Raw genomic sequence first — 12,219 nt, forward strand, 5'->3', positions numbered from 1 at the left:
TGCCTCCGCGGGCCGTCACGCGTCGAGCTTCGTGGGCCCGATACCCAGCATCGACAGGAACATGCGACATTCGTCGGCGTCGTTGGCGTACGCGGCTACGACGCGGCGGGCCTGACGGGCGGTGCTGTCGGCCAGGGGCTCCACGTCGCCGATATCTGCGGGATCAGTTTTTGCAGGCATTACACAACCTTAGGCGACTGTTGTTACGGGCTGGAACTCACCGACGCGTGCGGGTGTGCTTCGCCCGGCGCAGGGAATGCCGTCGACCTGGCCGAGCTGGCTGGGCGCCGCTTGCTCATGGCGTCACCGCTTTCGTCGGGGAAATTTCAGCGTACGCCCAGGTGCTGTGCACCGAGCGGGCGAATTCGCCGCCCTACCAGCATTGTGTACAACTTTTGAAAAGTGTATACAGGACGTGTCCCCGTCGATTTGTCCAGAGGAGTACGTCGGTGCAATTTTCAGTCCAGGGTTGGCTGACGGACCGGACGGTGTTGATCACCGGCGGTGGCAGCGGCATCGGTAAGGCCATCGCAGCAGGAGTCGTGGCCGCGGGCGGCAACGCGCTCATCGTCGGCCGTACCGAGGCCACGTTGCAGTCCGCGGCCGACGAGATTTCCGCCGCTGGGGGGCCGGGTGCCATCCGTTTCCAGACCGCCGACGTCACCAACGAGGACGACGTCGCCGGCGCCGTCGTGGCCGCGGCCGCATGGAACGGCAAGCTCTCCGGCGCCGTGCACTGTGCCGGTGGCTCGCTGACCGTCGGACCTGTCACCCACCTGGATTCGGAGATGTGGCGCCAGACCGTCGACCTGAACGTCAACGGCAGCATGTACGTCGTCAAGCACACCGCGCGGGAAATGGTGCGCGGTGGCGGCGGATCGTTCGTCGGCATCTCGTCCATCGCGGCGAGCAACACGCACCGCTGGTTCGGGCCCTACGGCGTCACCAAGTCCGCGCTGGATCACCTGGTCCAGCTGGCAGCCGACGAACTCGGTGCCTCCTGGGTGCGCGCCAACAGCATCCGGCCCGGCCTGATCCGCACCGATCTGGTGGCGGCCAGCATCTTCGAATTCGAGCCGCTGCGTGAGGATTACAAGCAGTGCACGCCGCTGCCCCGGGCCGGCGAGGTCGAGGACGTCGCCAACCTGGCGCTGTTCCTGCTCAGTGACGCGTCGCAGTGGATCACCGGCCAGCTGATCAACGTCGACGGCGGTCAGAAGCTGCGCCGCGGTCCGGACTTCTCGGCCATGATGGAGCCGATGTTCGGCGCCGACGCCATGCGCGGGGTTTTCGCCGACTGAGCGGGTGCATCGGCTATTTCGGCGCGACCACGCCGTGGTCGTAGGCGTAGACGATCGCGGCCGCGCGATCGCGGAGGTCGAGCTTGGTGAAGATGCGCCCGATGTGGCTCTTCACCGTCACCTCCGAGATGACCAGCCGCCCGGCGATCTCGGCGTTGGTCGCGCCCGAGCCGATCAACTGCAGCACGTCGAGCTCGCGCGCCGTCAACCGGTCGGCGACGTCGTCGGACGGCGCGCCGGGCGCGCGCCGGTAGCCGCTCAGCACGCGCGCGGTGACGGCCGGGTCCAGGTACGCCTCACCGCGCGCGACGGCGTGCACCGCCCGGATCAGTTCCTCGGCCGGTGAGTCCTTGAGGACGAAGCCCGACGCTCCGGCACGCAGCGCCGCGGACAACAAGTCGTCGTCATCAAAAGTGGTGAGCGCCAAGGCCGGTGGACCGCCACCGGCGCGCAGGGCGCGGATCGCGTCGACGCCGCTGACGCGCTTCATCCGCAGGTCCATCACCACCACGTCGGGACCGCAGCGGAGCACTTCCCGCGGCACCTCGTCGCCGTCGGCGCATTCGCCGACGATCGAGAAGCCATCCTTGCGGCGCAAAATCCGGCGCAGGCCCGAGCGGACGAGTTCCTGATCATCGACCAGCAGGACGTCGACGGTCGCGCCGTCTTTGGGGATGGTGCCGTCAGACATTGTGGGTTCCGTTGCGTGGCATCAGGATTCGGTGCATGGCGCAGTGCCCCGTCACCGCCGTCGCGACCGGAATGCGGGCCTGCACCGTCCAGCCGTCCGGCCCCGGTCCGGCTTCGAACTCCCCGCCGAGGGCTTCGATGCGCTGCCTCATGCCGGGCAGGCCTGCGCCCTGCTTCGCCGGGGTCACTGGACCGGGCAGAGAGTTGCGCACCGACAGATCGGCGACACCCTGGTTGAGGCGCAAGCGCATCTGGACGGCGGATGTCGGTGCGTGTTTGGCGATGTTGGCCAACGACTCCTGCGTCACCCGGAACAACGCGAGCCCGACTCCCGGGGTGAGGTCCGCGGCGTCGGCCTCGAGGCGCGAGTCCACCCGCAGGCCCGCCGAGGCGAAGCTTCCGACGAGGTCCGGGATGTCGGCCAGCCCGGGCTCGGGAGTCAGACGGAGCGGCCTGGCCTCCTGTGCGCCGAGCAGGCCGACCGTCTGCCGGATGTCGGACATGGCCTGCCGGCCGAGGCGCTCGGCGTCGAGCAGACCGTCCACCGCCTCATCGATGTCGCTGTCCTCCTGCAGCGCCCGCCGCGCGCCGGTCAGGTGCAACATCGTCACCGACAGCGAATGCGCGATCACGTCGTGGACTTCGCGGGCGATCCGCCGGCGTTCGTCGGAGGCGGCCTGTTCGGAGCGGGCGGCCTGGCGCGCGCGTTCCTCGATGACCAGGCGCTGCTGCAATTGCAAGATGTGGCCGATCATCGCGGCGATGGCCAGGAAGAACAGCAGGTAGGGCACGAACGTGGTGAGGTGCCCGGTGCGCGAGGCCCCGATCAACAGCAGGGCGCATCCCGTCGCGGCCACCAGCCCGTGCCGCACCGAACCCAGCGCGAACACTTCTCCCAGCATGAACATCAGCAGGAACGGCGCGGCGTCGAGGAAGACCGGTGGCCAGCACAGCAGGAGCAGGGCCACGCCGGCCAGCACCGAAGCCGCCGTGGTCAACGTCGCCGGCTTGTGACCGAACGCGATGAACGCGACGATCGGGGCGAACACCAGCGCAAGGGCGATCACGAGCAGCCACGGCCGGCTGAAATCACGTTGCACCGCGGCGGTCCCGGCGACCAGAAGTGAACCGCTGTACATGACGATCGGCACAGTGAACGGGAACTGGTAATTCATCAAGCCGCGTCGACGCATCGCAAAGTCGCGCAGCCAGGCCATACCGCCAGCGTAGAGCCGGTGCCGGGATTTACACATCATTCGCGGGACGGCTCGGGCCTCCTACCACGGTAGGAGGCCCGGTCTCGCCTGCAGCACGACGCTTCCGGACTGTCGTCGCTCGTAGTTTCGGAGTCCATGTGGGACGTCATCGCAAGATTCTGCAGCCGCTTCGCGGTCCTGATAATCGGGTTGTGGGTGCTGGCCGCGGCGGCGGGCAATCTCCTTGTGCCGCAGGTGGAAACCACCGCGCACAACCACGCGCGGGGGTTCCTGCCCGCGGACGCCCCGGTCAACCTCGCCGGTGTCCAGATGAACCGGCAGTTCCATGACGGCTCCGGCGGCAACCTCAATTACCTGGTGCTGGAGGGCGATCACCCGCTCGGTGCGCCGGAGCGGGCCTACTACGCCCGCCTGCTGAGCATGTTGCGCGCCGACACCGAGGACATGGACTCGGTGATGGACCTGTGGTCCGACCCGGTGACGGCGGCCGGCGCGCAGAGCACCGACGGCAAGGCCGTCTACACGATGCTGCGGATTCGCGGCGAGCTCGGCGCCGCCAAGGCGAACGCCGCGTTGGATGCGGTGCGGCGGATCGTCGCGGCCGCACCCGCACCACAAGGCCTGCACGCCTACGTCACCGGCCCTGGCGCCACCATCGCCGACGAGCTGAGCGCCATCGACAGGCAGATGCTGATGATCACCGGGGTCACCGTGGTGTTGATCGCGGTGTTGCTGTTCGTCGTGTACCGGTCGGTGATCACGGCGGCGATTCCGCTGCTGACGGTCGGTCTGGGCCTCGGGGTCGCGCGGGGCGTCGTGGCGTTCCTGGGGGAGCGGGACCTGATCGAGGTGTCGATCTTCTCGGTGTCCCTGCTGGCGGCGATGGTGCTCGGGGCGGCAACGGATTACGGCATCTTCCTGCTGGGCCGCTACCACGAACAGCGGCGCGCCGGTGTCGATCACCAGGACGCGCTGGCCATCGCGAACCGAAGCGTCGCACCGGTGATCGCCGCGTCGGGACTGACCATCGCGGCGGCGCTGTCGTGCCTGCTGTTCGCTCAGGTCGGCATGCTGCGTAGTGCCGGATTGCCCTGTGCGATAGGCATTCTCACCGGGATGGTCGCGTCGCTGACGTTGTTGCCGGCGTTCATCGGGCTGGCCGGCCGGCATGGTCTGGCGCAGCCGCGCCGTCGCGCCGCGGTGAAGGTGCCGGGCCGGAGCTGGCGCCGTGTCGGCACTGTCGTCGCCCGATGGCCGGGTCCGGTACTGGTGGCCTCGTCGGTGGTACTCCTCGTCTGCGCACTCCCGGTGGCCGGCATCCGCCTGGGCTTCGATGAGCTTGCCGCACAACCCGATTCCACGCCCGCCAACCGGGGCTACCAGGCCATGGACCGGCACTTCCCAGCCAACCGGTTGCTCCCCGAGATCGTCTCCATCGAGACCGATCACGACCTGCGCAACCCGGCGGGCGTCATCGCGGTCGAACGGGTGGCCCGGAAGATCATGGAGATTCCCGGGATTCGCATGGTGCAGTCGGCGTCGCGGCCGGCGGGCTCGCTGCCCGAGCAGGCGGCACTGACCGATCAGGCCGGTACCGTCGCCGACCAGCTCGACGACGGGGTGGCCCAGCTGAGCAAGCGGCTCGGCGCGGTCAACCAGCTGTCCGCGACATTGGACCAATTCTCCTCGGCGATAACGCAATTGCAGAACGGGCTGGGTGGCAGTGTCCGTGGCCTCGGGCAGCTCGGCTCGGGGATCGACGCCATGCACGGCGGTATGCAGCAGTTGCGGGACAACGTCACGTCGGTGTCGCAGTACATGGATCCGTTGCGCGGCTTCACCACCGCGAACCCGAACTGCGCGGGCGACGCCATCTGTTCACTGGTGCTCAAGGTCGTCGAGCCCATGGATTCCGTGGTGGCGGCCACCGGCACGCTGACCGACAGCACCCGGCAGTTCGGCGCCGGAACCACCGACATGGCCAGGTCGCTCACCGGCGCGCAGGCGTCGGTGCGCTCGATGCGGGCCGCCGTCGACCAACTCGGTTCGGTGACAGCACAATTGACCAAGACCGTCGGCGAGACGCGCGGGATGTTCTCCGGGCTGACGGACTATCTGCGCGGTGTGCGGGCGGACTTCCAGGACAGTAGCGAGGGCGGCTTCTATCTGCCGCAGCGCGCTTGGCAGGACCCGCGCTTTCAGCGCGCGGCCGGGTTGTACTTCGCGCCCGACGGCCGCTCGACGCGGCTGCTCGTCTACGGCGACGGCAAGGTGTTCGGCACGGACGGGGCGCTGCGGTCGCCCGAGATTCTGGCCGCGGTCCGGGAGTCCACGAAAGAGGGCACGCTGGTCCGAAACAGTGTCTACGTCACCGGTTTCGGCACCGGCACCGCGGAGCTTCGGGGCTATGTGTCGGACGACTTCCTGTTGCTCGCGGGTGTCGCGTTGGCGCTCGTGTTCCTGATCATCCTCATCATGCTCCGCAGCCCGGTGGCGGCCGCGGTGGTGATCGGCACTGTCGTGGTGTCCTACGTTTCTGCGGTCGGCGTCAGTGCGTTCATCTGGCAGGCGCTCTTGGGCAAGGAGCTGCACTGGGCGGTGCCGTCGATCGCGTTGATCGCATTGGTGGCCGTCGGCGCGGACTACAACCTGCTGCTGACCATGCGGCTGCGGGAAGAGATTTCGGGCGGCCTGAGGACGGGGATGATCCGGACGTTCGGCGGTACCGGCGGCGTGGTGACCACGGCCGGGCTCGTCTTCGGCATCACCATGTTCGCGATGCTGTCGAGTGACGTGCTGAGCATCGAGCAGGTCGGCACCACGATCGGCGTCGGCCTGCTGATCGACACCCTGATCGTGCGCACCTTCGTGGTGCCGGGCATCGCCGGGCTGCTCGGCCGGTGGTTCTGGTGGTCGCCGGTGCCGCTCGTGCGCGGTGTGCTGTCCCGGACGTTCACGCGTCGGCCGGCGCGGCCTCGGCGGGACCTGCCGTTGATCGCCGGTACGACGCCGGGCCGAGATGCGCTGCGGGGCGCCGCGGGGTGACCTCAACCCGCGGTCAGCTGCTCACCTTCGCCGTCAACGTGATCAGTTGGTCCAACAGCCCTGCCAATTCGCCGGGGCGCCGGTCCAGTGGGGTGAAGCCGTCGGCGCCGAACTCGGTGAACAGGGACAACGACACCTGGGCGCGGACGTCGAGCATCTGGAAGTTGGCGACGATCTGTCGCCACTGCTCCACGGCGCGCACCCCGCCGTCGGCGCCGTAGGACACGAAACCCACTGTCTTGCCGAACCATTCAGAACCGAGGGAGTCGACGGCGTTCTTGAAGGCACCCGGGACGCCGTGGTTGTACTCGGGGGTGACGAAGATGAAGCCGTCGCAGGCGTCGATCGCCGCGCTCCATCGCTGCACGTTCTCCGATTCGTACTGTTTTTTGGCCGCGGCGGGGACCGTGGCCGAGGTGAGCAGCGGCACGTCGAAGGTTTTCAGGTCGATGAGTTCGAACTGGGCGTCGTCGCGCCCGGCCGCCTGTTCGGCCACCCAGGCGCCGACGCCGGCGCCGGCGCGCCCATCTCGAATCGATCCCACGATGATGCCGATCCTCATGAAGTGCTCCTCTTCTGCGTCGTGACCCCGATGGCGGCTCCTGACAGCCTGCCGAACTCGGTGTGCCCGCGCGGAAGAATCGCAACCACTCACATGATCAGTGCCCGGCGTCGAACTCCACCGGCAGCGTCTGCGGCCCACTGACCGCCATCAGCGGTTTCCATGGCGCCGGGCCCGTGCGGCGGATGTTCGGCATCCGCTGCGTCAGCACCGTGAGCGCGCGGACCAGTTCCAGGCGCGCGAGATGCGAGCCGAGGCAGTAGTGCACACCGCCGCCGAACGTGAGCATCGGCGCGGCATCATGCCGGCTGATGTCGAACCGGTCGGGATCGTCGTACACCTGCGGATCCCGGTTCGCCGCTGCGGTATTGGCGATGACGAGCGAGTCCCGCGGAAAGAAGTACCCCGACAGTTCCACGTCTTCGGTGACATACCGTGGCACGTTGAGGACGATCGGCGCGAAGCGCATCACCTCGTCGACCGCCTGCGGCACCAGCTCGGGATGTGCTGCCAGGTGCGCCCACTGGTCCGGGTGATCGCAGAAGGTGTCCACCGCAGCGGCCAACTGATTGCGCGTGGTGTCAGTGCCGGCCGCAAGGATCCCCATGGACAGCATGAGTACTTCGGAATGGCTGAGCCGGTCGCCGTCGTCCTCCGCCCGGATGAGGGCTGACAGCAGATCGTCGGTCAGAGTGGTGCGGCGCTCGGTGATCATCGCGTCGATGTAGTCGTCGAATTTCTGCCAGGCCGTGAGGATTTCGGATTCGTGGGCGGCCACATCCCACCAGAACATCTTGAAGATGTCGTCGGTCCAATCCGAGATCATCCGCCAGTCGGTGCGTGGTGCACCGAACAGTGCACAGATCACCGGGATCGGATAGGGCTGGGCGACGTCGGCGACGATGTCGCAATGTCCCACGGCGGCAACGGGATCGATCAACTCGGCCAGGATCGAGTCGATCAGCGGATCGAGCCGGCCGACGGCCCTGCCGGTGAACGCCTTGCACACCAGCTTCCGCAGCCGAGTGTGCTCGTCGCCGTCGAGACTGAGCAGCGCGCTACCGATGCGATCCCACAACGGACCTGCGGTGACACCTCGTGGCACCAGTCCGCGCACGCCGGGCTGATGAAAGCGGGAGTCGCGCAGGACCGTACGGACCAATTCGTAGCTGAGTACCTCCGGTGCGTGCGGGCCGATCACCACGGGCGACTGCCGCCGGACCTCCTTGATCATCCGGTGCGCTGTCGCCGGGTCGTCGACGACTTCGTAGTCGATGACGGGCAGGCTCGCGTCCAGGACGTTGACGGGGTTGCCGGCGGCGATGGTCATCGATGTCTCCCTCGGTTCCGATAGAAGTCACTATCGGGCCGGGGCGGCCACAACACATCAGCCGAACGGCGTAATTGACTGCCTAGTCGAGCTGTACCGTCAGCTCGGCTCCGGTCGCCGCGATGACGTCGTCGACGCTCACACCGGGGGCCGTCTCGCGCAGGATCAGCGTGCCGTCGCCGGGCACGTCGATGACGGCCAGGTTGGTGATGATCCGGTCGACGACACCCTGACCGGTCAGCGGCAGCGTGCAGACCGGGACGATCTTGGGATTGCCGGCCTTGTCGGTGTGTTCCATCAGCACGATGACCCGCGACGCGCCGTGCACCAGGTCCATGGCGCCGCCCATGCCCTTGACCATCTTGCCGGGCACCATCCAGTTGGCCAGGTCGCCGGTGCGCGACACCTCCATGCCGCCGAGCACCGCCGTGTCGATGTGGCCGCCGCGGATCATGCCGAATGACAACGACGAATCGAAGTATGCCGCACCGGGATTCACCGTCACGGTTTCCTTGCCGGCGTTGATGAGATCCGCGTCGACGTTGTCCTCGGTGGGGTAGGGGCCCGTGCCCAGGATGCCGTTCTCCGAGTGCAGCGTGACGTGCACGTCGCCCGTCAGGAAGCCGGGGATCAGGGTGGGCAGACCGATGCCGAGGTTGACGTACTCGCCGTCGATCATGTCGGCCGCGGCGCGGGCAGCCATCTGGTCACGGTTCCAGCCGGTCATTTAACGGACTCCTCACTGGTGCTGATGCGCGATCCGCTGCGCTCCTCGCTGACCGTGCGCTTCTCGATCTGCTTGTCCTGCGGCCCGGTGTGCACGATGCGCTGCACGAACACGCCTGCCAGGTGAACGTCGTCGGGGTCGATCTCGCCGGGCTGCACCAGCTCCTCGACCTGGACGATGGTGATCCGGCCGGCCATCGCGGCCAGCGGGTTGAAGTTGCGCGCGGTCTTGTTGAAGACCAGGTTGCCCGCGGTGTCGGCGCGCAGTGCGTGCACCAGCGCGAAGTCGGCGTTGATCGACTCCTCGAGCACGTAGCGCTTGCCGTGGAATTCGCGAATCTCCTTGGGGGGCGAGGCAACCGCGACGGAACCGTCGGCCGCGTAGCGCCACGGCAGACCGCCGTCGGAGACCGGGGTGCCGACGCCGGCCGGGGTGTAGAACGCCGGGATGCCGGCGCCACCGGCGCGCATGCGCTCGGCCAGCGTGCCCTGCGGGGTGAGTTCCACCTCGAGTTCGCCGGACAGGTACTGACGGGCGAACTCCTTGTTCTCCCCGACGTACGACGCGGTGACCCGGCGGACCTTGCCGAGGCCGAGCAGCACGCCGAGGCCGACGCCGTCGACGCCGCAGTTGTTCGAGAACACCTCGAGGTCGGTGGCACTCGACGCGGCGATGGCGTCGATGAGTTGGTCGGGGATGCCGCACAAACCGAATCCGCCGACGGCCAGCGTGGCGCCGTCACCGATGTCGGCGACCGCTTCGGCGGCCGAGGCGTACACCTTCGATGTCATGGCACTCCGTTCATCCAGTAAACGCGGGACCCACTCTTCACGGCACGCCGCTGACAGGGCAAGTCTCTGCTCAAAGCCGGTCAAAAGTGTTCACGGAATGAGCATCGACGTCATGTGCGTTCATTCAATGAACGCCTAGGATGTGGTTATGACCGGTCCGAATGTCGTCGCTCGGGTGGGGGCGATGCTGCGGGCCGTGGCCACCGCCGAACCCGACGGCGCCTCGACCACCGAACTCGGGAAGCTGGCGGGCCTGGCCCGGCCCACCGCGCACCGGCTGCTCACGGCGCTGGCCGACGAACATCTGGTCAGCCGGGATCAGAAAACCGGCCGCTGGTCACTCGGCCCCGAGCTGTATCTGCTCGGTGTCGGCGCGGCCCAACACCACGACGTGACCGATCAGGCGCGTGCCGTCGTGACGAGACTGGCCCGCGAGACCGGCGAGAGTGCGTTCTTCTCCGCCCGCCGCGGTGATCAGACCGTGTGCGTGCTCAGCGAGGAGGGCAGCTTCCCGCTGCGCTCGCACGTCCTGCAGGTCGGTATCCGGTTTCCGCTCGGCGTGGCCAGCGCGGGACTCGCCATTCTCAGCCATCTGCCCGCCGCGGAGGTCGACGAGTACTTCTCCCGCGAGCAACCCGAAACCAATTGGGGGCCTGCGCATTCCGAAGCCGCCATCCGCAAGCGCATCGAGCAGACCAGGCGTGCCGGCTACGCCGTCAACCCCGCACTGCTGGTCGAGGGCAGCTGGGGCATGGCGGCCGCGGTGTTCGACCGGCGCGGCCTGCCCGGCTGGGCTTTGAGCCTCACCGGTGTCGAGACCCGATTCCGGGCCGGGCGTCGACGAGAACTGGGGCGGCTCCTTCTCGACCAGGCCCACGAGTTGTCGGGCCGGCTGCAGGGGTGACCCCGCGTCGCGGCGCGGGGAGCGGTAGGCGATTGTGGAACGGTGACTGAACGCGCGCGCATCGACTTTCCGTCCCGCATCGGCGTCTGGTGGGCCAGCGACAGCTGGGCCATGCCGGACGCGCAGGCAGTGGCCCGCGACATCGAAGCCATGGGCTACGGCTCGCTGTTCCTGCCCGAGACCGTCGGCAAGGAATGCCTCACCGAGTCGGCAGCGTTCCTCGCGGCCACCGACCGGCTGGTGGTCGGCACGGGCATCGCCAACATCCACGTGCGCCTGCCGTCGGCCGCCGAGGCCGGCGCGCGCACGCTGACCGCGCTGCACCCGGGCCGGTTCGTGCTGGGCCTCGGCGTCAGCCACGGGCCGCTGGTCGAGCGCGGGATGGGCGGCACCTATGAAAAGCCGCTCGCCACCATGCGCAGCTACCTGGAGCGCATGGCCGCCGTGCCGGACGCCATCGAACCCGGTGTCGGCCGACCACCGCGACTGCTCGCGGCGTTGGGCCCCAAGATGATCGAGCTGTCGGGAAGCCAGGCCGACGGTGCGCATCCGTACCTGGTCCTGCCGGCAGCCACCGCGACGACGCGGGACATCCTCGGACCGGACAAGTGGATCGTCTCCGAGCAGGCGGTGGCGATCGGTGGCGATGACGCCGACCAGTTGCGCCGCGCCCACGATCACCTGAACGTCTACAGCGGCCTGCCCAACTACCGGAACTCGTGGCTGCGCCAGGGCTTCGATGAGAGCGATCTGGTCCGCGGCGGGTCCGAGCGACTGGCCCGCGCCCTGGTCGGGATGGGCAGCGTCGAAGACGCCGCGGCCAAGGTGACGGCGCACCTCGATGCCGGCGCCGACCACGTCGTGGTGCAGGTGCTCGCGGAACATCCGACCGCCGACCCGCGGCCGGGTCTGCGTGACCTGGCGGGCGCCCTGGGGTTGTAGCCGCGCGCCTCAGGCTTCCGTCGCGGCAGCCTTACGCCGCTGGTACCAGTGCCAGATCATCGGCGTGATGGACGCGACCAGGATCAGGATGAAGATCGGCTCGAGCAGCTTCTGGACGATGGGGAACTGCCCCAGCCAGTAGCCCAGCAGCGTGATGCCGCAGCCCCACACGATCGCGCCGATCACGTTGTAGAGCGTGAAGGCGGCGTAGCCCATCTTGGCGGCACCGGCGGTGATGGGCGCCAGGGTGCGCACGATCGGCACGAAGCGGGCCAGCAGGATCGCGAACGGCCCGCGTTCCTCGAAGAAGGTGTGCGCCTCGTCGAGGTACTTCTGCTTGAGGACGCGGGCGTCGGGCTTGAACATCGAGGTGCCGAGGAAGCGTCCGATGAGGTAGCCGGCCTGCCCGCCGAGGATGGCGGCGACGGGAATGGTCACCATCAGCAGCCAGATGTTGAAGTTGGCCTGGGCGGCGACCTCGGCCTGGGCGGCAGTGCCCGCGGCCAGCATGCCCGCGACGAACAGCAGGGTGTCGCCGGGCAGGATCGGGAACAGCACGCCCGACTCGACGAAGATGACGACCAGCAGCCCCACCAATGCCCACGTGCCGAAATAGGCGATGAGCTTCACCGGATCCATGAAGTCCGGCATGAGCGAAAGGGTGCTGATCATGGGGTCAACATACCGGGGTCTGTTGACTGTTCCCTTAA

At 68.1% G+C, this 12,219-nt stretch carries 12 protein-coding genes; 4 read left to right on the forward strand and 8 right to left on the reverse strand.

Annotation, left to right across the window (positions count from 1 at the left end):
* Window positions 1–15 precede the first annotated feature (15 nt).
* Window positions 16–180 carry a hypothetical protein gene (locus QRN63_RS01580; protein ID WP_090562895.1) on the reverse strand — a complete coding sequence of 55 codons (165 nt, stop codon included), beginning with the start codon at window positions 178–180 and terminating at the stop codon, window positions 16–18.
* A 269-nt stretch (window positions 181–449) separates the two neighbouring features.
* Between QRN63_RS01580 and QRN63_RS01585 the strand changes: the two genes are divergently transcribed.
* Window positions 450–1,301, forward strand: coding sequence for an SDR family oxidoreductase (locus QRN63_RS01585; protein ID WP_285028940.1), 852 nt, complete (start codon window positions 450–452; stop codon window positions 1,299–1,301).
* Window positions 1,302–1,314: 13 nt separating this feature from the next.
* On the opposite strand, the gene QRN63_RS01590 is transcribed toward QRN63_RS01585, so the two are convergent.
* The gene (locus QRN63_RS01590) at window positions 1,315–1,992 is read right to left on the reverse strand and encodes a response regulator (RefSeq protein WP_285028941.1); all 678 of its coding nucleotides are present in this window, start codon (window positions 1,990–1,992) and stop codon (window positions 1,315–1,317) included.
* Window positions 1,985–3,208: a sensor histidine kinase gene (locus QRN63_RS01595; protein WP_285028942.1), complete on the reverse strand. Its 1,224-nt coding sequence runs from the start codon at window positions 3,206–3,208 to the stop codon at window positions 1,985–1,987. The genes QRN63_RS01590 and QRN63_RS01595 overlap by 8 nt, the downstream gene beginning before the upstream one ends.
* Window positions 3,209–3,343: 135 nt before the next feature.
* Between QRN63_RS01595 and QRN63_RS01600 the strand changes: the two genes are divergently transcribed.
* The gene (locus QRN63_RS01600) at window positions 3,344–6,253 is read left to right on the forward strand and encodes an MMPL/RND family transporter (RefSeq protein ID WP_285028943.1); all 2,910 of its coding nucleotides are present in this window, start codon (window positions 3,344–3,346) and stop codon (window positions 6,251–6,253) included.
* A gap of 13 nt (window positions 6,254–6,266) precedes the next feature.
* On the opposite strand, the gene QRN63_RS01605 is transcribed toward QRN63_RS01600, so the two are convergent.
* The 4 genes from QRN63_RS01605 to QRN63_RS01620 form a co-directional block, all read right to left on the reverse strand.
* On the reverse strand, window positions 6,267–6,815 hold the full coding sequence (locus tag QRN63_RS01605; RefSeq protein WP_285028944.1) for an NADPH-dependent FMN reductase: 549 nt from the start codon (window positions 6,813–6,815) through the stop codon (window positions 6,267–6,269).
* 97 nt (window positions 6,816–6,912) lie between these two features.
* Window positions 6,913–8,145: a cytochrome P450 gene (locus QRN63_RS01610; protein ID WP_267318624.1), complete on the reverse strand. Its 1,233-nt coding sequence runs from the start codon at window positions 8,143–8,145 to the stop codon at window positions 6,913–6,915.
* An 82-nt stretch (window positions 8,146–8,227) separates the two neighbouring features.
* A complete protein-coding gene (locus QRN63_RS01615; RefSeq protein ID WP_285028945.1) occupies window positions 8,228–8,872 on the reverse strand; it encodes a 3-oxoacid CoA-transferase subunit B in 645 nt (214 codons plus the stop codon).
* On the reverse strand, window positions 8,869–9,663 hold the full coding sequence (locus QRN63_RS01620) for a CoA transferase subunit A (protein WP_285028946.1): 795 nt from the start codon (window positions 9,661–9,663) through the stop codon (window positions 8,869–8,871). The genes QRN63_RS01615 and QRN63_RS01620 overlap by 4 nt, the downstream gene beginning before the upstream one ends.
* Before the next feature lie 148 nt (window positions 9,664–9,811).
* Between QRN63_RS01620 and QRN63_RS01625 the strand changes: the two genes are divergently transcribed.
* Together QRN63_RS01625 and QRN63_RS01630 are read left to right on the forward strand one after the other, a co-directional pair.
* The gene (locus QRN63_RS01625; protein ID WP_267318627.1) at window positions 9,812–10,567 is read left to right on the forward strand and encodes an IclR family transcriptional regulator; all 756 of its coding nucleotides are present in this window, start codon (window positions 9,812–9,814) and stop codon (window positions 10,565–10,567) included.
* A 42-nt stretch (window positions 10,568–10,609) separates the two neighbouring features.
* Complete coding sequence (locus QRN63_RS01630) at window positions 10,610–11,509, forward strand: LLM class F420-dependent oxidoreductase (RefSeq protein ID WP_267318628.1); 900 nt, start codon at window positions 10,610–10,612, stop codon at window positions 11,507–11,509.
* Window positions 11,510–11,518: 9 nt separating this feature from the next.
* Here QRN63_RS01630 and QRN63_RS01635 read toward each other — a convergent pair whose 3' ends face one another.
* The gene (locus QRN63_RS01635) at window positions 11,519–12,181 is read right to left on the reverse strand and encodes a VTT domain-containing protein (protein ID WP_267318629.1); all 663 of its coding nucleotides are present in this window, start codon (window positions 12,179–12,181) and stop codon (window positions 11,519–11,521) included.
* Window positions 12,182–12,219 lie beyond the last annotated feature (38 nt).

It is taken from the genome of Mycolicibacterium sp. lyk4-40-TYG-92, assembly GCF_030209435.1.
GTDB lineage: Bacteria > Actinomycetota > Actinomycetes > Mycobacteriales > Mycobacteriaceae > Mycobacterium.

Excerpts from the sequence above, each read along its gene's own strand:
- QRN63_RS01580 (WP_090562895.1), bottom strand. The coding sequence starts at position 180 with ATGCCTGCAAAAACTGATCCCGCAGATATCGGCGACGTGGAGCCCCTG.
- QRN63_RS01590 (WP_285028941.1), bottom strand. The coding sequence starts at position 1,992 with ATGTCTGACGGCACCATCCCCAAAGACGGCGCGACCGTCGACGTCCTG.
- QRN63_RS01595 (WP_285028942.1), bottom strand. The coding sequence starts at position 3,208 with ATGGCCTGGCTGCGCGACTTTGCGATGCGTCGACGCGGCTTGATGAAT.
- QRN63_RS01600 (WP_285028943.1), top strand. The coding sequence starts at position 3,344 with ATGTGGGACGTCATCGCAAGATTCTGCAGCCGCTTCGCGGTCCTGATA.
- QRN63_RS01605 (WP_285028944.1), bottom strand. The coding sequence starts at position 6,815 with ATGAGGATCGGCATCATCGTGGGATCGATTCGAGATGGGCGCGCCGGC.
- QRN63_RS01610 (WP_267318624.1), bottom strand. The coding sequence starts at position 8,145 with ATGACCATCGCCGCCGGCAACCCCGTCAACGTCCTGGACGCGAGCCTG.
- QRN63_RS01615 (WP_285028945.1), bottom strand. The coding sequence starts at position 8,872 with ATGACCGGCTGGAACCGTGACCAGATGGCTGCCCGCGCCGCGGCCGAC.
- QRN63_RS01620 (WP_285028946.1), bottom strand. The coding sequence starts at position 9,663 with ATGACATCGAAGGTGTACGCCTCGGCCGCCGAAGCGGTCGCCGACATC.
- QRN63_RS01625 (WP_267318627.1), top strand. The coding sequence starts at position 9,812 with ATGACCGGTCCGAATGTCGTCGCTCGGGTGGGGGCGATGCTGCGGGCC.
- QRN63_RS01635 (WP_267318629.1), bottom strand. The coding sequence starts at position 12,181 with ATGATCAGCACCCTTTCGCTCATGCCGGACTTCATGGATCCGGTGAAG.